Annotated in this window: 12 protein-coding genes; 1 reads left to right on the forward strand and 11 read right to left on the reverse strand. The window is 48.1% G+C overall.

Annotated elements, in window-relative coordinates; all coding sequences use genetic code 11:
* Positions 1–17: 17 nt before the first annotated feature.
* The 3 genes from H7T88_RS15810 to H7T88_RS15820 form a co-directional block, all read right to left on the reverse strand.
* Positions 18–1,202 carry a WXG100 family type VII secretion target gene (locus H7T88_RS15810; RefSeq protein ID WP_221789254.1) on the reverse strand — a complete coding sequence of 395 codons (1,185 nt, stop codon included), beginning with the start codon at positions 1,200–1,202 and terminating at the stop codon, positions 18–20.
* 208 nt (positions 1,203–1,410) lie between these two features.
* On the reverse strand, positions 1,411–2,865 hold the full coding sequence (locus H7T88_RS15815; RefSeq protein ID WP_221789256.1) for a DUF2207 family protein: 1,455 nt from the start codon (positions 2,863–2,865) through the stop codon (positions 1,411–1,413).
* A gap of 221 nt (positions 2,866–3,086) precedes the next feature.
* Complete coding sequence (locus tag H7T88_RS15820) at positions 3,087–3,563, reverse strand: DUF4362 domain-containing protein (protein ID WP_221789258.1); 477 nt, start codon at positions 3,561–3,563, stop codon at positions 3,087–3,089.
* A gap of 196 nt (positions 3,564–3,759) precedes the next feature.
* Between H7T88_RS15820 and H7T88_RS15825 the strand changes: the two genes are divergently transcribed.
* Positions 3,760–5,379 carry a stalk domain-containing protein gene (locus tag H7T88_RS15825; RefSeq protein ID WP_221789260.1) on the forward strand — a complete coding sequence of 540 codons (1,620 nt, stop codon included), beginning with the start codon at positions 3,760–3,762 and terminating at the stop codon, positions 5,377–5,379.
* 173 nt (positions 5,380–5,552) lie between these two features.
* Here the strand turns inward: H7T88_RS15825 and H7T88_RS15830 are convergent, their stop codons facing one another.
* The 8 genes from H7T88_RS15830 to H7T88_RS15865 form a co-directional block, all read right to left on the reverse strand.
* Positions 5,553–9,182: a glycoside hydrolase family 2 TIM barrel-domain containing protein gene (locus tag H7T88_RS15830; RefSeq protein ID WP_221789262.1), complete on the reverse strand. Its 3,630-nt coding sequence runs from the start codon at positions 9,180–9,182 to the stop codon at positions 5,553–5,555.
* Between the two features lie 655 nt (positions 9,183–9,837).
* The gene (locus tag H7T88_RS15835; protein WP_221789264.1) at positions 9,838–11,736 is read right to left on the reverse strand and encodes an IucA/IucC family protein; all 1,899 of its coding nucleotides are present in this window, start codon (positions 11,734–11,736) and stop codon (positions 9,838–9,840) included.
* Positions 11,696–13,132 (reverse strand): type III PLP-dependent enzyme, encoded by a 1,437-nt coding sequence (locus H7T88_RS15840; protein WP_221789265.1) that lies wholly within the window; start codon positions 13,130–13,132, stop codon positions 11,696–11,698. The genes H7T88_RS15835 and H7T88_RS15840 overlap by 41 nt, the downstream gene beginning before the upstream one ends.
* The gene (locus tag H7T88_RS15845) at positions 13,129–13,905 is read right to left on the reverse strand and encodes an HpcH/HpaI aldolase family protein (protein WP_221789266.1); all 777 of its coding nucleotides are present in this window, start codon (positions 13,903–13,905) and stop codon (positions 13,129–13,131) included. Before H7T88_RS15845 ends, H7T88_RS15840 begins: the two co-directional genes overlap by 4 nt.
* Positions 13,902–15,908, reverse strand: a complete 2,007-nt coding sequence (locus tag H7T88_RS15850; protein WP_312027627.1) for an IucA/IucC family protein — start codon at positions 15,906–15,908, stop codon at positions 13,902–13,904. The genes H7T88_RS15845 and H7T88_RS15850 overlap by 4 nt, the downstream gene beginning before the upstream one ends.
* Complete coding sequence (locus tag H7T88_RS15855) at positions 15,883–17,616, reverse strand: IucA/IucC family protein (RefSeq protein WP_260510946.1); 1,734 nt, start codon at positions 17,614–17,616, stop codon at positions 15,883–15,885. The genes H7T88_RS15850 and H7T88_RS15855 overlap by 26 nt, the downstream gene beginning before the upstream one ends.
* Positions 17,573–19,027 carry an MFS transporter gene (locus H7T88_RS15860; protein WP_221789268.1) on the reverse strand — a complete coding sequence of 485 codons (1,455 nt, stop codon included), beginning with the start codon at positions 19,025–19,027 and terminating at the stop codon, positions 17,573–17,575. The genes H7T88_RS15855 and H7T88_RS15860 overlap by 44 nt, the downstream gene beginning before the upstream one ends.
* Complete coding sequence (locus tag H7T88_RS15865) at positions 19,021–20,376, reverse strand: diaminobutyrate--2-oxoglutarate transaminase (protein WP_221789269.1); 1,356 nt, start codon at positions 20,374–20,376, stop codon at positions 19,021–19,023. The genes H7T88_RS15860 and H7T88_RS15865 overlap by 7 nt, the downstream gene beginning before the upstream one ends.
* Positions 20,377–20,412: the final 36 nt, after the last annotated feature.

Consider the following 20,412-nt stretch of genomic DNA (forward strand, 5'->3'; position numbering starts at 1 on the left):
GACTTATCTCCCCTACTTTATGGATATACAGAAATTATCTTACCGTCCTTTTTTATTGCGATAACTTCTTCTAAACCTTCAATTTTCCAATCTCGGAATTGTTTCAGCAAAGAAGCGTCATCTCCAGCCCACTTTGACAAGTTAATTACCACATTCTTAGTTTGTTTTTTGGCTACGACTTTTTCTTCTACTTCACTCCAAATACCTCGGATACCTTTATTCTCAGTTGGTGAGTAGCAATCAAATATACGATCTTCAATTCGAAAATCTGGATCTCTATTAATATCAATACCATCGCTTTCGCGAACTTTTGGGTTTTGTTCAATTTGATAACCATTTTTCGCTAATACATCAGCAGCATCATTTTCAAGTTCTAAGGACTGTTTAGTTGCCTTATCTGCATTATTGGGGATTTTTGTTCTGGTACCATTTGGCACAGCTTCTGGATTAGGTAGTCCACTTGGCTTAATCACACCAGATTTTGCATTGTTTTTTTCATTTCCCTTTTCCTTCTTACCTCCTCCACCCGACCCATGATGATCCTTCGAGTGTAAAGCCTTACCAAAGATAAAATAAGAGAGGGCTTGGCCGACCATCGCACCTTTAACATAACCTGACTCGTCCTCATCGAGTTGCTTCTTCTTTCCATCCACAAACTGCTCGATCTCAGACCTTGCTGTTCCGTTGCCCCAGGCTGCATCCCAAGCAAATGCGAGTCCACGTCCAGCGTCAACTACCTTACCTAGAGTCATCGCATAAGCCAAACTGCCTAATGTGCTTAACGGATTATAGATGAGTGCTTCGGCTGTCTCGCCCAGACCTGTAACGGTGTCACCAATGGCTTTGTCCACTGCTCCAGTGAAAAAACTTGGTTTCAACTCATTGGGGATGTACAGAGCCACCTCACCTGTGCTGTCTGTCGTTCTGAAATTATTCGCAATGAAGGTAAACTCCTTCTGAATATTATCCAGCATGCCGAGTGTTGACGGGAAAACATGCTTGACCTCCATGAAATCCCAGAAAAACTTTTCTTGTGTAACCCCCGACCATTCGGATTGTAGCATATTAAGCGATTTATCCAGTTCACGAACCATTCGGTCCAAATCCAATTTACATTGCTGAACATAACGTGCCTTGGCATCCAATTCATCGGGGTGTACCTGAATCCGCAACATGCCGTTTTCACCACCAAACCTGATCATAGTCGTTATACCTAAATTTTAACAAATGGAATTTATCTTTGAAATTGAACAGAAGGATCATTTTCTCCCTCAAAGATTCAGTAATTAGGTAACTGCTCTACACAGCCAAGCTTGCACATGTACGCATACCCTATCTAATTTGATGTATTATTAGGCTCCCATATGAAGAACAGGCGTTCAGCGGAGGCATCATTTCAATCCATGATAATTAATCTCCACCACCGCCCGAGTCCCCGCCTCCGCCGGAATCCCCGCTGTCTGATCCGTGATGATGACCGTCCCCGCTGTAGCTATCCGTATTGACCGAAGTGTGACCGCTGCTTCCACCCGAATCAGGGAATATCGTGGCGAAGACATAATTGGTGCGATCAAACGGAAACTCTGCCGCAAACATCGGCCTGAATATGCCTCGCAGATGCAAAGCTAGCACCAATAGAGGTGTATGTTTTAATGTTGTTGATCCAGGTACACTGTTATCTGATGCAGGTTCACGATCCGCAAGGCGTCTGAGCTCTGGATCATGGTGTTGCTGTAACACAGACCAATCTGTTTTGCGTACACATCGTGATCCAATGCCCAGCACCAGAGCGGTCTGAATGATCTGTTCCAACACTTCTGGCGACTCACTCAAACGCTCGGCTGGAATGCCCTTTCTGTATCGTTTACGCCAGTGACGCATAGAGGCCTCCCAATCCCTCTCAGATGGAGCCACTTCTCTAGCAGGCAAGAACAGACGAACAAAAATAGACAGAAATATAATACTGTATAGCGATGAAGTAAACGCTGAATTGCCGTTGATCGCCACGGTGAGGCTGATTATTAATCCTACACAAGCCGCTTGATAGAGCAAACGCACATGAATTTTCCGAATGACCAAGAACCAGATCACCACTGTAACTGCCAGACCCATCACACCTGGCACAGATACACGCTCTACAAAACACACGATACCTGTAAGGAGCATCAGAATAGGAAACATGACATAGACAAGCAATCGCAAAAGCAACGGAGTTCGAATCAGCTGTCCCCAGTCTCTCGTCTCTACGACTTGTTCCTTCCACGACTGAACGCCTTCGCTCAGCGCCTTTTCTTTAAGCCGGTAGTACTGCATGGCTTCTCTCTGCTTGCTTTCCCCTTCGCTTGGTCCGGCCAAAGCATCGAGTCTCAGCCGTTGTTTACCGAAACCATAGGTAGAGAATAGCCATTGCAACAGACCCTGTTCATCCGGCGAACTGCTAGTAACCGAGGATTCCACACTGTACTCCAACGTTGTTTTGGGTCTAAGTTGAGGATTGCTTTCACCTGGATCATTCCGATATCGTCCTTTGGTTTTCACAACTCGCATCGACAATATGCCTTTACGAATTAACTGGAACATGGTCGCCTGTGTGTCCTTCAACTTCAGCCTGCCCTTGCTCCGCAAATAGGCGAGAAACAGTGGGTCTGCTTGCTCCACTTCTTCGTCTGTGAAAGGTCCCTTGCTCAAGCGAGCCCTCACCCGGATCAGCAATTGAACGACAATGATACCCAGAAGCATCCACATGATCCCTTCCATAAGCTGCTTCAACCATGCCTCCTGCAAGATCGGGGCCAGCTGTCTCTGGACAAGAACCGAATGATAGAACTGAGATGAAGCTTGCCAATCTGTTAGTATATCTCTCATGTGATGACCCCTTTCATAGGAAAAAAATAAAACTTCGGCAATCTACCCTACTCTATATAAACCTGTTCATATCCCAAAAGAATCCCACCAGAGCACCCTTTTTCATCGCTGCGCCTTTCAGTGTTCATTCTTAAACATTCATCATTCATGCTTCATGCTTCATGCTTCATGCTTCATGTTTCATGTTTCATAATTCATCATTCGTAACTCTTATCTTTCTTCTACATCTTTGGAAAGTAGAAACTATTTTGCTTCTCACAATTGGTTAAAACGTACACTGACTCTCCTCGCTCCATTTTGGTCAGTTCCAATCCCTTGCAAGTATTCGTCATGATCTCTTCTCTGGAGCCATACTTATCTCTTGTCGCATCATAGGTGGATTGAAACAGCGTACCGTCATAGATTAGCTCATGGATGATGGGATCCCCTTCAATCGTATACATGGTGACCCGGACGTGATCCGGTTGATTCTTTTTCACATTTTGCAGAAAAGACTCCCACTTCTCTTGGTTTCGCATCTCTCCATGGAGGAAGACAACATCTCCACTTTTTTCTGCTTGCTCCCCGTTATGCGGCTCAACTATAGCAGGAAAAGGATTTTTCTTCTCTACCGGATCGACAGCCTGCTGCGGATCATTCGAACTACACCCTGTTACAAGTACAGTTGCTAAACATAACATAATGAAATATTTTCCCATTGCAATCACCTCATATGTACAACGTGAACAAGACTGGATAGGTTACATTTTTTGAAAATGGATGTCCAAACTCTGTAACATCCCCTGCAACTTTTTTAGTGAAATCTCTTCAATTCATGTAACCTTCGTGCTAGTTCTTACGTTTATTTAACAGCACTTCCATTTTTACCATAAATCTTCCAAAAGAGGCGATCTTATGTATTCCGATAATCATGCTAATCATGTAACAACAGAAAAAGCATTCTCTTCCTCACTGGTCAATCCGGCCCGCAAGCAACAAAGTGCATCCCTTCGCCGCTTCAGTAGAATCATCATTTCAGCTAGTGTTGTCTCTACTCTGCTCATAGCTACGCTGCCTTCAGTGTCTACTACGTACGCAGCCAATGACGAGCAGACTTTCACGGGGAGCGCTCCGGATCGAGCAGTCTCGGCTTCATCCTCAGGCTCCTCCCCCGAATCTTCTGTAACTTCCAATACAGCTCAAGAGCTCCACTACACTCAAGTAGCAGGAGGTTACTATTACACGGTGGCGTTAAGAAGTGACGGTTCTGTCTGGACATGGGGACGAAATCTGTTAGGAGAGCTGGGAATCAGCGACACGGTGAGATATCGCCATACATTCAGTCCTGTCCGTATTCCGCACTTAACCAATGTCACAGCAACCTCTAACTCCGGTGGAGGATACAGTTTAGCTGTTCAAGCAGACGGAACCGTGTGGCAGTGGGGAGATGGCAGAACCCCCAGTCAAGTTCCTGGCATCACCGATGCTAGACATGTTACCGCAGGATCTTTCATGAGTGTAGCCCTCCTTCGGGATGGTACCGTTCAATCCTGGCAGACCCCACCTCAGAAGCTTTCTAACATGATGAACGAAGAGGCTGGGAAGAAGCCCACCCTGCACCGAATCAGCGGTTTGAAAAATGTCGTGCAAACCACGCTATCTGGTTACGATGGATATGCGTTGAAAAAAGACGGTTCTGTCTGGACATGGAAAGAAGCGGATGAAGCGGGCAGTACCCCTTCCAAAGCCAAGCCAGTCAAAGGCCTCACCAATATCACGTTCATCACGGGTAAAGGCGGACAACTGATGGCGCTCGATTCGAAAGGCAGAGTCTGGAGAATGGATGTGCAAGGAAAACGGATTCCATACCACCATGAGCTTAAAGTGAAAACGTTGGATGCAAGCTCCAATTATGTCCTTCTGGTGACTACAAAAGGCGAGGTATACAGCTTCGGGAACACCGTAACAGGCAAACAAGGGAAAATAAAGCAGTTATCGGATATCAAAGGTGTGTCTGCCGGGTACTACCATAGTCTTGCACTTTCCTCCGATGGAAACGTCTGGGGATGGGGTGGTGACAAATATCAGGAGGCAGGTGCGCCGGCCACATCTTCGGGAGGCATGGTGTACATCCCTGTTCAAGCTAAGCTAGGTACAGATATCTATGTAAATGGCAAGTTACTACAATCCGTATATCCTGCAGTAGAAACGAGCGGAACGCTCCAACTTCCGATCAAAACGATTGCGTTAACACTTGGAGCAACATTTGAGGTGCATACCGCAGATGGATTAATAAGTCACTATACCTTAAAATATAACGATCGGATCATTACGATCAAGCCGAATGAACTGCAATACACGGTATCCACCTTAAATAAGCTTGACCCGCAGGAAGAACAGGTTATATCGCTACGTGAACCCATTGGCAACTACTCTGGAGGCACCACAGCACCTTATGACATGTTGCGGGGGCTTGGGCTGGACGTAACCTGGGATAGTAACACCGCCAAAGTAACGATTGATGAAGTGAACTGACGGAAGACACTACCCGCACATGGACAAATTAATTAACACTTGTAGCCAACTTAGAAAGCTAAGCATACACACGAACTGAAAAAATCCTCCTGAAATCAGTAGCTGTTAAGAAGCAGCATCTAAGATTTCAGGAGGATTTTTATTTTTATTTGTTAGAAGCGGCGGTCTTTCATTTACTTCTCGAACCGGAACCAGCCAAAGTCAAACTGACTACCGGGCAGAAAAATAAAAGTTACCTTTTGCTCCCCGTATACCGGTTCTAATTCAAATGTCCGTTCCTCGTACCCTTCGGATTGAGTAAACTCCACCAGTTGGTTGCTCTGCCCGTTCGCACCCGAGAAGCGGATATGAATCGTGTTTTTATCTATCGCTGAAGCGCCATAGATCACTAGTTTTGACGTACCTTTAGTTGTGAAATTCATCTGTTCAAACTCCAGCGAAACGTTATTCCCGATGCCTGCCACACGGTCGTCCTCAATCGTGAACGTATCTCCGTACAGATGATCGCAAGACGCAGCCGCATTGGTTTCAAAAGCCCTGCTTTGGCGTTCAAATGAAAAGCCCTTAATATGAATCTTCTGTTTCAGCACAAAGCAGATCGACGTAATGCCGCTGAGTCGTTTGGACAGACGATACGTCTCCTCCTGGTATACATTCCATATCGATTCCTTGTCGTACACGACATCGGCAATCATCACACTGCCCTCTTCACCCGGCATGCCTTCCCAGATTTGAAGGAAATATGTTTCACTCGACAGCGCAAAAATGGGAATCGTGATCGTATCCGAGCCGTATGGGCCGAAGTCGATATTGCGAAAGCCCACGTGAGTTTCACTGTCCCTGCTGGTAGCTACGCCACGTTCATTACCGTTGCCCACATCACCTTTGGTATAGTCATACAGGCCACCTGAGATAAATCCATATGGATCTTTGTAGGCTGTACCTAAACCTTCTGCCTTGAACTCCAGTTGGGAGATGAGTTTGGGTTTGTCTGTACCGTTGTTGCTGGTTGCACGCAGGCGGAACGCCCCGTCGCCCACAGCTGATACTCTGACCCTATGCCTTCTCTCGTCTACGTCTATACTCTGTGAACCTGGCTCGTCGCCCGTTCCAGAAGTGATCACTTCTACCTTGGCAATATTGGACACGATGCCAGCATCATTTACAACAGACCATTCCACATCCCGATAGGAAGTACTCTCCGGGTACAGTTTGGCTGTAACTATCACTTCCGGGTTAGAGGCATCAAGAATCTGTCCTGATTCACTGATGATTTCAATTTTGCGCAGAGGGATCTCCTGAGCGTGACCCGTCAGTACCGGGCAATTTTCATTTTTCATGAAGACAGGTTTTGCATCCACTGTTATGGATTCTCGCTCCACATCCGCTACCTTAGATTCAAATGTAGCTGTTGCTCCTTCTAGTCCTTCCGAAGACACCTCGACCTGAATTGTTCCTGCCTCATTCGTCGAGCCGATAATCGCCATCAGCTTGCCGCTGAACAATCTTCTGCTTAGCCCTTTATACGGGTCATAGTCCGTGCTATCCCCGTTATCCAGACCGAGCAAACGTCCCGCACCAGACACCTTCACCTGCACACGATTATTGGCATTGTGTACCGGATGGCCTGCTTCGTCTTCTACTGTAATCTCTACAAAAACGAGGTCTTTTCCGTTAGCCTGCAACTCCTGACGATCTGTCGACAGGCACACTTTCTTCGCATCGGTAAAAGAGTGCTGTACATCGGTAGCAATCACTGTACCATGCTCATCATAAGCGATGGCTCTCAGCTCACCTTCTTCAAACGGTACTTTCCACCAGCCGGATAACTGAGTTCCGTGAGCATGGTCGATATCATACGTGCCGATGGTTTCACCATTGAGCTGCAATTCAATTTTGGGTGCGTTACTGCAAACACGAACATCAATGATCTGACCAGGGCTAAAATCCCAGTACGGGAAAAGATGCACCATTGGACTTTTTTTATAATCCGTCCAGGCGGCTTGATAGATGTAATAAGAGTCTTTCGGGAACGTAGCCGTGTCCAGCTGTCCAAAATATGAATTCTTCGTATGATACGGCGTCGGTTCGCCAATATAGTCAAACCCTGTCCAAAGGAATTGCCCCAAGGAAAACGGATGATCGCGCTCAGCTATAATGCAATACTCCGGCGATTTCGCTCCCCAGCTGGTCGTGCTGTTTCCAATTGCCGAGCACTGCTCGTCATCATCGTCCAGAACAGGTTGTTCATATGGAAAGTGATAAATGCCCCGACTTTGCACAACTGAAGAGGTCTCGCTACCATAGATAATCCAGTCCGGATGTTCGGCATGATGCTGGTCATAATATTTTTCAGCGTAGTTGTAGCCAGCCAGCTTCACGATATCCGCACATTTCTGAGCATTTTCCCAAGGCATGTAGTTCGAACCAATCGTCACCCTTGCGTTTCCTTTCGGATCAAATTCCTGCACATACTCCATCAGCACTCGCGTCACTTCCTGCCCACGCTCATCCGCATGGGTATCATAGATTTCGTTCCCGATACTCCACATGATCAGACTGACGTGATTTCGATCACGCCTCACCCAACTTCTTACGTCGCCATGTACCCACTCCTTGAAAAACCTGGCATAGTCATACGGCGTCTTCGCCCGTTCCCACATATCAAATGCTTCGGACACCACCAGCATGCCCATCTCGTCGGCCAGTTCCATGAACTCTTTCGCCGGCATGTTATGCGCGGTTCGAATCGCGTTGACTCCCATCTTTTTCAGCAAAACAAACCTTCTTCTCAGCGCTGTCACATTAAACGCAGACCCTAATGCACCGAGATCATGGTGTTCGCAGACACCGTTCAATTTCATTTTGACACCGTTGAGATAGAAGCCTTCGCTGGCATCCAGTCTGACCTGTTTGAACCCGATCCGCTGTGGAACAGACTCGATAAGCTCCTCATGTTGCTCTCCCGAGATCAGACGTAGTTCTGTTACGAGATCATATAAATGGGGTTTATCCGGGCTCCATACGTTGGGATTAAGGACGTTAAGCTGCTGGCTGTTTGTAAACTGAATTGGGTGTTCATGTGCTTCAACACCTTCATCTATAGCGCTCGCCACTATCTCCGCCTGAGAGGATGCAATGACTTCACCGTTGTACAGAATCGTATGCAGCAACTGCGCACGCTGATTCTGTTCCAGACACAGCTCTGTATCTACCTCCACCTGCCAGCCATCGGGTTGCTGCTCTATGGAAACATAGATGCCGTCCGTTACGATGTGATTGCGACTCCTCGTTTTCAGCCACACATTACGATAGATACCCGCCCCGGAATACCATCTGCTGTTCGGACTCTGATGCACAACTTTGACCAAAATTTCGTTAACCCCGTCCAACAACGCATTCGTAATTTCGTGCTCAAACGCAGAGTAACCATACTTCCACTCCCCAACAAACTGCCCATTCACATATATGGATGAATCCATGTATATTCCGTCGAAACACAGAATCACCTGCTGCTCATCCTTCGTATATTCAAACGTCTTGCGATACCACCCAATACTGTTCTCATATAAATCCAGCGTATTGTAGATCAGCCAATCGTGAGGGAGCTCAACCGCATCGAAGGAAAGCTCAGTCAGATCAATAGGGCCAATACGACTCGTTGCCTCAGTGAGATTAGTTTGCTCGGTAGAATCCGCATCTTTAGTAAGATCAGTATCTGTATTAGACTCCGTCCGCTGTGTAACGCTTAAATCACTTTTGGCAAATTGCCATCCGTTATTAAAAAGTCTCTTCGCATTCATGCCATCTCTCACTCTCTTCTGGTTGAATAGTTTATTACGTTAAACAGCCTAATTCCGCTTTATAATCGAAAACCTTTTCGTAAGATGATAAAAAATTCTTGTCGCCAGTTAACAATGCAACAATTATACCATTTCTCTCATCTTTGTAACGTAATTTAATCTAACTAATCAAACAAAAAAGTGAACGTTTTCATATCTGGCATTAATCTTTTATCGTATGGCAACTTAACATAATCTCACGATCTACGACGAAACCAGTATCAAAAAAAGGCAAAAAAGAAGGTAACCCGCGCACGGGCCACCTCTAAATGGCTGATACCAGTTGAAATTCTGTTTTACGTTCCCCGTATTATCTCTCTAATCACGACTCTCTAATTAAGCCTCACTAACTTAAATCAATCCCCTTACCACCTGTCCCTTTTTCTAACGATCACCAGAGACGCTATTTGGGCAGAATCACACCGTTTTATTTTCTAACGATCACAGGGAACCCTATTTTGAGAAAAGGAAGCGAAAACAGGCGATAAACCTATGTTTTTTGCGAAATAAGCTCCCTGGTGATCGTTAGAATTCCAGAGGACCCTATATCACTCCAATAAGCTCATCTGAGATCGTTAGCGTTGTTAAGTTATCGGAGGAATACTCCCATCCAATCCTACGCCTTGTAAAAAGGGTTCCACCCTTGGCCTTTGCCCGATGGCATCGCGCCTGGCACACCGTCCGCCTCAAGTAGCGGACGGACAACTAACTTCACAGGCCACGCCTCGCTCTCGAAGATCACGCGCTCCAGCGTGGACCGATCCGTCTCGGGAAGCCGCACCTCGTGCAACGCTTCCCGCCAGGCCTGCTCCGTGATCTCCCAGAACTTCGTTTCCGGGATGTTGTACACTTCGCTCATCGCTTCCATGATCGCAGCCAGATTCACCTGCGTCCCAAGGGACTGCACATAAAAGATCAGCTTCTGGATCGTCTCATTATAGAGACTGTTCGAATAACCCGGACGAATATGATATCCCGGATCAGCAATTCCGTGCTTGTCCAGATACAGTTGATGCAGACGGACAGAGTCATGGTCCCGGAATAATAATCCCTTCACCTGATTATGCTCCAACACCAGACAGCAGTTCTGACCATGAATCTCCGGTACAACCCCCACCTTGAACAAACGCATCACGATATCATAGAATGTAGTCGCAATTCGATTGTAGAACTCCAGAACATCTTCTACACTCAGATTCCTGCCCATGATTTCGGTGAGCAGATGGTGCCCATCCAGATTTACGCCGAGTGCAGCCATCGGCACAATTTTGTAGGCATCATCCAGCAGTTCGGCGGGATATACACGAATCTGTGCTGCCAGATGCCGCGGGTGATCGTCGAACAATCCCATGGACTCCGGCATGAAGCCCCACCAGTTCTGCTCCTCACACATGTATACTTTGTCTTTCAATGTCTCGTCGCAAGCCACTGCCTGCCTTAACATCTTCTCTCCCACAAGTCCATTCAGCAGCTTAACAACCGGAAGATATCGCGCGGCACCGAGCGACAGCACACTAACGGGCAACTTGAGCATGAGTGCAGACTCAGCCGCTTGAGCCATCGACCGCAGAGATGACGTAGCAAATACATCTCCGATCTGCACATCCAGCACCACAATGCTGCCTTCTACGATTTCTTTCGTAAATCGCGGCAAAATGATGTGTTCCAGCTGCCAAGGATGCACGGGCATAGGCAAGTACTCGTCCATCGACAAACCTCTGCGAGAGCATTCAGCCTGAACTTCCTCTCGCTGAGCATCATACAGCATATCCAGAATTGACAAGCCGTCTTCACAACCTTGTTGCACAGCATCCCGCTTGATCGCTACCCAGCGCAATCGAATCTCCTTACCGAACTCGGCTGCGTATACCTTAACATCTTCGGCGCTGAATCCAACCTTCGCTTTGGAGGAAGGATGGAACGGGCGATCCCGAAGCGCAGCAATACGCTCACTTTTCACAAACCATTCATATGCGGACTTCGGATGATAAGCAGACAACGTCTGCACCTGATTCCAGCCAAGTTCATATTGCTCTACAGCCATGTCCAAACTTGCCAGAAAATCTGCCACGCCCGGTTGCTTAAATTCATCTTCGGATAATGCCCGTTGTAATACCGCACGCCCCACCGCCGCCGGAGTATCAAGCATCGTCCAGCTACCGTCTGAATGTTGCTGATAGATCGGTGATCCCTGAACCCACAGAATGCCTTGTCTTACTCCGTTTTGAACTAGACAAAGTACACCTTCGGTATGCAAACCCAGACTGAAAGGCAGCGTAACTGCGGACGTATCCTCAGCTACTTGATGAGTTGTACGTTTTTTCTCGTGCTTCTCTTCCAAGTCCGCTCCAACCCCATCATATAACTGTCGAAGCTGTGCAGGTGCAGTAGCAAAATCAACAAAATGATGACCTTGCAGTGGAAGTAACTGCTCAGCGAACAGACTATTCATCAGATCGGACATCACCTGCTGTTCAGCAGTTTGCCGACTGGAACGTTGCATTAACGTTGACATGTTCATCACCCTCCATCAAATAGTGGAATGCCGGGTGCGGATGCCCCAGAAAATCATGATGCGAGATCGTCCAGGCGTACGCACCGGATTTTTCGAACACAATCACATCGCCGACTCTTAAACAGTCAATCTCTGCATCGGAGTGCATCCGATCCTTCGGCGTACATAATTCACCTACAATATGGGCTCGCTCTCTCCGCACCTCGGGTCTTGTAAACTCATGCTTCCATCGATCCGTATATACAATGTGGAAGGGATGATTATGTCCCCATGACGCAGGCAGCCGATGATGATGTGTACCTCCCCTTAAAATGACAAACATCTGTCCGTGCGAACGTTTAATATCCGTTACCTCGGTTGCATAATAACCGTGATCTGCCACTAACAAGCGACCTGATTCAAAGAGCAATTCTCCCCCATGGGTAGCAAGGCGCTTTACGGCTTCACTCTGTTGCAAAAGTCCAGTAAATAAAGACCAGTCGAAGCCCGGACTGCCGTCATACGTCACACCAAACCCTCCGCCTGCATTGACCACGTCCACCTGCAAGTTATATTGCTGTTGCCAGTGCTCCACCTTTTGCAAATATAGCTCGATCATCTCGGCATGCAGTCTGGCGTCCATATTGTTCGACAGGGAGTGGAAATGGAATCCGCATAACCGAACCGAACCCGCGCCTTCCACACGAATCAGCTCCATCGCTTCGTCCACCGACTCTTCATCGATACCAAAAGGACTAGGGCCGCCGCCCATCACAATTTTGGTCTGTGGCAAGGTGTTACTTCGCAAATTGATGCGGAGCAACACACGCACCTCGGGCTTTTGTTGCTCTCTTGTCTGCCCTTTCCCAGCTTGTACATGTGTTTGTATTTGTGCTAGTGCCTGTTCCTCTCGCTCATATCCTGTCTCTCGCACTTGTCCTCTTACTATGTCTTGCCCTCTTCCTTGTCCTCGTTCTCTAACTTGTTCTCTTCCTCGTACTTTTCCATCTTCTCTTTCTTGCTCTCGCTCTTTGGCAATCGCAATGATACGGCGCAACTCCAGCAGGCTCTCTACATGGATATAACTCACGTTATGCTCGATCGCCAGCTTCAGCTCGCTCTCCTTCTTACCCGGGCCGCCAAACAGGATCGGAACTTCCTGGCTCACCGCCCGAACCTTGAGCAGCTCGCCAATAGATGCCACCTCGAAACCCTTCACGAGTGGAAGTAGCGCTTCAATAATGCGTGGATCGGGATTGGCTTTGATGGCATAGAATAACCGCGTATTTAATGGCATCGTTTGCAACATACCACGTACCTGCTCCCGAATACCTGCCAGATCGTAAATGTACGCGCAGATCGGTTCATTCTTTTCGCGTTGGATCGCATCTAAGGCTTGCTGTACACTGGTTTTCATAACTGTCCACCTGCGCTTCCATAGTCATTCCGCTTTTGGGCGTAGGCCCGAAATGCCGTATTCCGGTCATCCCCCAGCACATAGATGTGCACACCACGCTCACGCCATACCGCCATATCTTCCATTCCTCGGGTGACTGTTGCATAAGGTACGCCGAATTGTTGCGCGTTCTCATACAATACGCCTAGTGCTTCTCTCACATCCGGGTGGTTGGTCTGCCAAGGCACACCAAGTGATTGTGATAAGTCCGCTGCACCTTCCAGCACAAAGCTCACCTGCGGATGAGATAAAATCTCCGAGCTCTGACGTACCCCTTTCACACTTTCAATCATCGGCACGATCATCACCTGCGAGTTGGCTTCCGTAATGTATTCCGTTAGCGGGAATTTACCGAATACACCTGGACGTCCACTGTTAAGACTGCGCATACCCAATGGATGGTAATATGCATGATGTACGGCTTCTTTCACTTGCGAGAGCGTCTCCACATGAGGAATCACGATCCCCTGTGCCCCGCAGTCCAGTACCTTTAGAATCTCCGTGCGCTCGACCTTCGCAATACGTACAAGTGGTGTAATACCAACCAGTTCGGCGGCTCTTATCATCTCTTCTAACGATTCCATCGACGTTGACGTATGCTCCAGATCAATGATGACAAAATCATAGTTGGCATGACCAATCATCTCGATGATGATCGGATGTGGAATAGATACAAATAAGCCGAATACCTGCTGTTTGCGAGCAATTTTTTCCTGAAGCGTATTCTTCCTCATCGGTTTGCTGCCTTCTGTTCAATCATATCCTTGGCTAACCGGAGTGGATTGTTTGTTTTGCGGAAATATAATTCCCCATCCCCATACAAACGCCGCTTCGTCATCTCTTCAATCAGGGCATCCTCTGCCAAAAGATCAAACATGTCAAACCGCTCGGCATACTCGGGATGCTGCTGCTGATAACCCATAATTACTCCGGCACACAGTTGCCAAAAGGCTTCTTCGGACAAACCATATGGCTCCAGCGACAGCGCAATATCCGTCATGCAGATAAAAAAGAACGCATCGTACGTATAGTCACGTACCTCCGACACATCTCCGGCATATATGAACGAATATCGATTGAATTTGCGATGAGTTTCCGGTTCAGGATGCAGCTTCGGTGCACGTTCCGGGTGTAGTAGCTGATCCGGGACATAACGAACGCCATCATGTAAATCTTTCAGGATGATGCGTTTCGGCAACTCATTTTCCAACACCAAAATGATATTCTGGGCATGGCATTCAAACGCAATTCCGTGCGCATACAAAAGATGAATAACAGGCAGTGTAAGTGTATGCACCAAGGCCTCTGCCCATAGCTGAACCCCATGTCGCTCGATCGCCTCCTGGATATAAGGAACCCCGTTTCGTTGCACCAGCATAAGAGCATTCAGTGGCCAAGCCGTCTCGCCCTCATTCAGGTGAACGGATACATTCTCCCGCCAGATCGCTCCCAGGGTGCCGTAAGCGCGGCCGTACTGCGTAACAGGTAATTGTTCATAACGGAACGAAAGACCCATGATTTCTTTTAAAATGGCAAACTGCTCCCGCTGTAACACCTCATCCTCGCGTACCAGTTGATCCAGCCAGTCACTAATCAGGGGGGCGTTTTGCGTTGTATGTTGGGCAAGAATACGTGTGCTAGATGTGTTCGTAATACTTAAAGCCAGCTTGATGTAAGGTGCTTCTGGATTTTCACGATTTGAGAGGGAACGAATGGATTGTTGCACACGATAGGTTGAGGCCGAAGCCCCCAGATATATGATGTCTCCATCCATTAGTTGTTTGGCAAATATGGATTCGATCGCGTGCTCCCACTGCCACGGATGAATCGGAATGAATACGTAAGCATCCATATGTAAGGAAGCCGTTTTGTCCGAAATCACCTGACGAAATTGCTGCAAATCTTCCTTGGTCAGATGCTGTTCCAGCAGTGCTGCCATTTCGTATCCATCGGATGTAGCCGCTTGAGCCAATTCTTTTCTCACCGCAACCCAAATGAGTGGAACGTCGGCATTGAACTCGGGGCCATAGGCTAGATTGTCTTTCAGCGAGAATCCTAACCTGGACTTGTAGCTTGGATGATACAGATGGCCATCAGTCATGTGACTTTCCAGCGCATCGTAGTGACGATCCCCTGCCGGAATGCGAAGAGACAACAAAGCCCGGCACTGACTGTCTTTAGCCATCGTTTCTTGCAATTCCTGAACAAATGCCGTCAGTTTCGCACCCTGCAAACGATTCAGCACCATCTCTTCCAAAAACACATCCAGATCCGTGCAGAGAACGCCTTCTCGCTTGATCGACCCGACCTTCACCTTCACCCTTCCAAACGAAAACTTCTGCTCTGCGTCACACGTATACACCACGGATTCACCAGTTGCAGTAACACCGCAGGTCGACCACTCACTCCCTCTCACCTGACGATCCAAGATGTCTTCGAACCACATCGCTTCCAGCGCCTGGCGTATGATCCTTTCCTGAACTTCCACGTACACAGGGACTGTACTGTCATTTGGCGTTCTACGTCCTTTACCCGCTATGTTTGGTTGATGTGATTCATTTGATTGGGGTGATTCGTGTGATTCATTAGGTTCGTTTTTTCCGCTTCGTTCACTCGTGCTGTTAATTTTATTTGTTCCACTTGTTCCGCTTATTTCAGTTGTCTCTGTTTTTAACATTTCTGCTGGTTTACTTTCCTTCTTCTCTTCTGCCTCATTGCCGATTTCCACGAATCTCACGTGCTTCACTCCCTAAACGTTTCATGACGTTACCTACCGGCACATAAGCCGGAGTTTGACTAATGCCCGTGAGACAACTCACCAGATTTTGTTTGGCCAGAAAAGCGTCTGCGGTCAGCAAATGCTCCACATAAGCGTTACCTGTTCGTGCCCATTCTTCCTCAAGCACCTCACGTACCTGCATCCAGAAGTATTTCTCCGATACGTTCACATCCCGAGCCAATACATGAATTAACGAACCCAGATGGTTCACGATAAAATAATACGAGGTTCGCGCCCATGCCTTCTCACGCGAATAACGTAACAGCTCGGACACTTCTGAACTTAGAATCTCCCTTTGCTCATGCCGCTGCCATCCATCCACTAGCTGCTCATCTACACTGACCCCTTCCAGATCACGTACGATAAAAGCAACCGGCATGCCCTGCTCCAGCGTCACCAACGTATTCTGCAAATGGGATTCAAAATGAATGCCTTTCTCTCCAGCCGCCCGCACAAGCGGCAACAGTGAACAGTCCAAGTATCGTGACAACCATTGCTCTACCTTGTCACGATCAACGACATCGGCATCATCCTGTCTACCACACAGCATGGTCACTAAGCGGGATGGTGCTCCTGGCAATGGCGACTCCACCAGACTGGACAATACATAGGTACTCGCAGCGTCGAACTCAATCGGACGATAAGCAACGGTGAATAATCGGGTAAGTTCTTCGTCCTCAAACTTACATGTCGCTACACCTGTCTCATATGCGATATGGGTACAAGGCTCCGCTTCGAAACAGCCCTGTTGCCACACATAATTGGACGCATCCAGTGTCCGCCGCATCTGCTCGGCACTATTGGTGCGAATCATATTCGTAATCTGCATATGCAGCGACAGCTTGATGTTGCAGTTCCAATCCGGAATGTATACTGTACGTACGGAAGAAGTCGGATAGGCAAGGGGCCCTGCCTGGTCGAGCAACAATATCTTTTCTTCAACGATGTAGGACTGCACCTCGTCCAGACCGGAGATATACGCATACTGCCACGGATGGATTGGCACAATCCCATACATGGCCAGCTTTTCTTTGGAGACAGACCATTCATGGCTTCCCAGAAGCTGATGCAGATCCATTTTGTCCGCATGTTGTACCCATTCCTCTGTATACACATCCTGCCTTACGGCGATGTAACAGAGCTGAAAAGAGGTTCGAAGTTCTGGACTGTATCGCTGTACATCCGTGGCAGTGAAACCTCTGGAGTTTTTGGGAAAAGGATGAAACGGGTGACCGTACAGCAGAGATTGTTCAGAGGTAATATAGTCATATATCCCGAGATCGGACGCCTGCTCAATATACAAAGTCATGTTAGCCACACTGTTCTCCACTTTTTGAGTAAATTCACGAACGCGTTCGGCTCCCCGACCTTGATCTCCACTAATTTCAGACGCAATCCAGCGTACCAGATCCCGGCTATGCACGGCTTGTCCATTCCAGTTCATGCTGAGATATTCATGCTCCCCCATCGCCGAGTAGTAAGATAGCAACCCCATCACGCTTACACGGCTGGTTGGAAAAGCAATCGTATACGTCAGCGTATCCGGGTTAAGCTGCATATGTTCTGCTTTTTTTGGTCCAAGCTCACGGATATAACAGTTCAGTAGCAACTTGCAGGAATGCTCATCGGCCTGTTGCTCCGCCTTGGACCGGAGTTTGTTTTCCATTTTGAACAATGAAGCCAACCTTCTTTCGAGTTATAAGTAAGACTAGAGGTAACGTCAGCAGAATGGCACAACCAAGACCTACGCATATTTCTTTAACGGCTCCCCATTTCGCTAGCTCAATCGCTCTTCCATGTCCGGCGAGCCATTGCCAGCGCATATCGTAATACAGCGTCATGCCCATGACTGCAAACGATGAAGCCAGTCGTTCAATCGTTGTGGACAGCACCGATCCTTCATGCATGTCTTCCTCAGGTAACGCCTGCAGTCCGATTGCAGAAATGCTCATACCGGACAGTCCTACGCCAATGCCCCGGCACGCCATAAGCACCCCAATAATCCATATGGACGCCCCCATGGGCAGAAAGGCAAACGTCAGAATAGAGATCGATACCAGCAATGTGCCCCAAGCGATAAACTGAAGTGACCTCCCGCGATCCAGCAAGTTTCCTCCGATCCACATGAACAGACTCGTAAAAATGGAGAGCGGAATGAACAAGGCACCGGAAAGCGCTGGAGACAACTGAAATACCTCCTGAAAAAGCAGGGGAAGCGCAAAAATCACGCCAAACATGACACAATCCTGGATCGTGGAGATCAGAACCGTAAGAGGAAATACACCTTTTCTCCGCAGTAACGAATAACGGATCAGCGGTTCATCACGTTCATTCTCAACCTGGATAAAACGAATAAGAAGCACTAGGCCAAGCACAATCAGTGTCCATGATATCCATGGAGCTACTGCTGGGCTGGCGTACACCTGTACGCCCAGACTGAGTGCACCCACTGCGCCAACAAGCCGCATCACACTGGATGGATGCCACTTTTTCCTGCGAGCAGGTGTGTAGGCTTGAATCACTCGTCCACAGCCGATCAATGAAAAAACAGCCAAGGGTACATTCAACCAGAACAGCATCTCCAGCCTTCCATACTGAATGATAAATCCGCCAAGGGTCGGTCCAGCCGCAGGAGCTAGCATCAGCAGCAGTCCCCATGCACCCGTAATGCGTCCTCGAACCTCCGGGCCGTAGACATCGAACAGCAACACAAGGGATAAAGGAATCATCAGGCCAGCTGCCACACCATGCATGAACCTTACAAGTAGCAATACTTCAATATAGGAATGGAGCAATGCTCCGAGCACCGAAAATACCCCATAGATGCAAATACCGAGCATATAGGTCTGCTTACGTCCCAGCCGATCTACGACCAGGGAAGCCAGCGGCATCGTTAATGTCATGGCGAGCATATACAGGGCAATGATCCAGCCGCCCGCCGTGGCGGAAATGTCATAATATTCGATAAAATACGGAAGCAGCAGGTTAAAGGCACTGTTGGTAAGCACAAGCGTGAAGGCTCCCAGCAGAATGGCAAGTAAAACCGCATGCCGCCGAAGCAGCGATACACTCAGCATAAAGTTGGCGTTAATGCAATGGCTTCCGATACCGATCGCTCAAAGATCGCGAGTACCTCGCCTGCTTCCTTCTCCGTAATATTCAGCGGCGGCAAGAAACGCACAACCGCAGAATGACGTCCGCCGACTTCCACAATGAGTCCATTACGGAAACATTGCTGCTGTATAATGGACGCTAGTTCACCATGCTGTAGATAATGTCCAAGACGATCCTTACCCCCTTGCGGGTTAACCACTTCAACACCGATCATTAGCCCTCGGCCACGAACATCGCCAATCTCGGCAAAACGGCTTTTCATCGCCTGTAACCTTGCCATGAACTGCTCACTACGCAGATGCACGTTCTGCATCACATTCTGCTCCCGAATATAACGGAGCGTGGCTAGACCTGCTGCCATGGCCAGCTGATTGCCACGAAATGTGCCCGTATGCGCACCGGGTTTCCACTGATCCAGCTCCTCCTTATAGATCACAACCGACATGGGAAGACTGCCACCTACGGCTTTTGAGCAAATAATGACATCAGGCACAATGCCCGCATGTTCAAACGAAAACATCCGCCCCGTACGTGCAATGCCGGTCTGCACTTCGTCAATAATGAGCGGAATATTTCGTTCCGCAGTGATTCGGCGTAACTCTTTCAGCCACTCAATATCTGCAGGAATCGCTCCACCCTCTCCCTGTACCGTTTCTACGATCACTCCGCACGGTGCAGCTATTCCGCTCTCGCAATCATCCAGTACATTCTCGATATACTGTGCACTTAATCGGGCAGTCATGCCTTCGCCAACACCAAACGGACAACGATATTCATAGGGAAATGGCAAGAAATGCACATCCGGCAGGAGACTTTGCAGGTTTTCTTTTTTACTCAAATTGCCGCTCATGGACATCGTCGCTTGGGTTGAACCGTGGTATCCACCTTGGAAAGCCAGAATGGACTTCCCGCCTGTAGCATGCTTCACCAGCTTAATTGCGGCTTCGACCGCATCCGCTCCCGTTGGGCCGCAGAACTGAATTTTGGATGTATTCCGCATCTCATCGGGCAGTAAAGAGAATATCTCTTGCATAAACGAAAGCTTAAGTGGTGTGGCCAAATCGAGTGTATGTAATGGAATCTGCTGATCCAGAACATCCCGAATAGCACCAACGACTGATTCATGGTTATGTCCAAGCGCGAGTGTTCCCGCACCTGCCAAGCAATCGTAATACTCACGGCCTTCCGTATCCGTGATCTTGATGCCTTGAGCTTTGCTGATGACGAGCGGGAAATGCCGTGGGTACGCTCGTGCGTTGGACTCCTTTTCGTTCTGCAGCTTCAGGTATTCCGTCTGTACCTCTACTGACATAACTCTCTAACGCCCCTTTTTATCAATTCAGGCTCA

The organism is Paenibacillus cucumis (ex Kampfer et al. 2016) (genome assembly GCF_019748695.1).
Taxonomy (GTDB): Bacteria; Bacillota; Bacilli; order Paenibacillales; family Paenibacillaceae; genus Paenibacillus; species Paenibacillus polysaccharolyticus.

What these genes read in the sequence shown, in the direction of transcription:
- H7T88_RS15840 (WP_221789265.1), bottom strand. Translation starts at nt 13,132, where the DNA reads ATGAAAACCAGTGTACAGCAAGCCTTAGATGCGATCCAACGCGAAAAG.
- H7T88_RS15835 (WP_221789264.1), bottom strand. Translation starts at nt 11,736, where the DNA reads ATGTCAACGTTAATGCAACGTTCCAGTCGGCAAACTGCTGAACAGCAG.
- H7T88_RS15860 (WP_221789268.1), bottom strand. Translation starts at nt 19,027, where the DNA reads ATGCTGAGTGTATCGCTGCTTCGGCGGCATGCGGTTTTACTTGCCATT.
- H7T88_RS15830 (WP_221789262.1), bottom strand. Translation starts at nt 9,182, where the DNA reads ATGAATGCGAAGAGACTTTTTAATAACGGATGGCAATTTGCCAAAAGT.
- H7T88_RS15865 (WP_221789269.1), bottom strand. Translation starts at nt 20,376, where the DNA reads ATGTCAGTAGAGGTACAGACGGAATACCTGAAGCTGCAGAACGAAAAG.
- H7T88_RS15820 (WP_221789258.1), bottom strand. Translation starts at nt 3,563, where the DNA reads ATGGGAAAATATTTCATTATGTTATGTTTAGCAACTGTACTTGTAACA.
- H7T88_RS15855 (WP_260510946.1), bottom strand. Translation starts at nt 17,616, where the DNA reads ATGGAAAACAAACTCCGGTCCAAGGCGGAGCAACAGGCCGATGAGCAT.
- H7T88_RS15815 (WP_221789256.1), bottom strand. Translation starts at nt 2,865, where the DNA reads ATGAGAGATATACTAACAGATTGGCAAGCTTCATCTCAGTTCTATCAT.
- H7T88_RS15825 (WP_221789260.1), top strand. Translation starts at nt 3,760, where the DNA reads ATGTATTCCGATAATCATGCTAATCATGTAACAACAGAAAAAGCATTC.
- H7T88_RS15845 (WP_221789266.1), bottom strand. Translation starts at nt 13,905, where the DNA reads ATGAGGAAGAATACGCTTCAGGAAAAAATTGCTCGCAAACAGCAGGTA.
- H7T88_RS15810 (WP_221789254.1), bottom strand. Translation starts at nt 1,202, where the DNA reads ATGATCAGGTTTGGTGGTGAAAACGGCATGTTGCGGATTCAGGTACAC.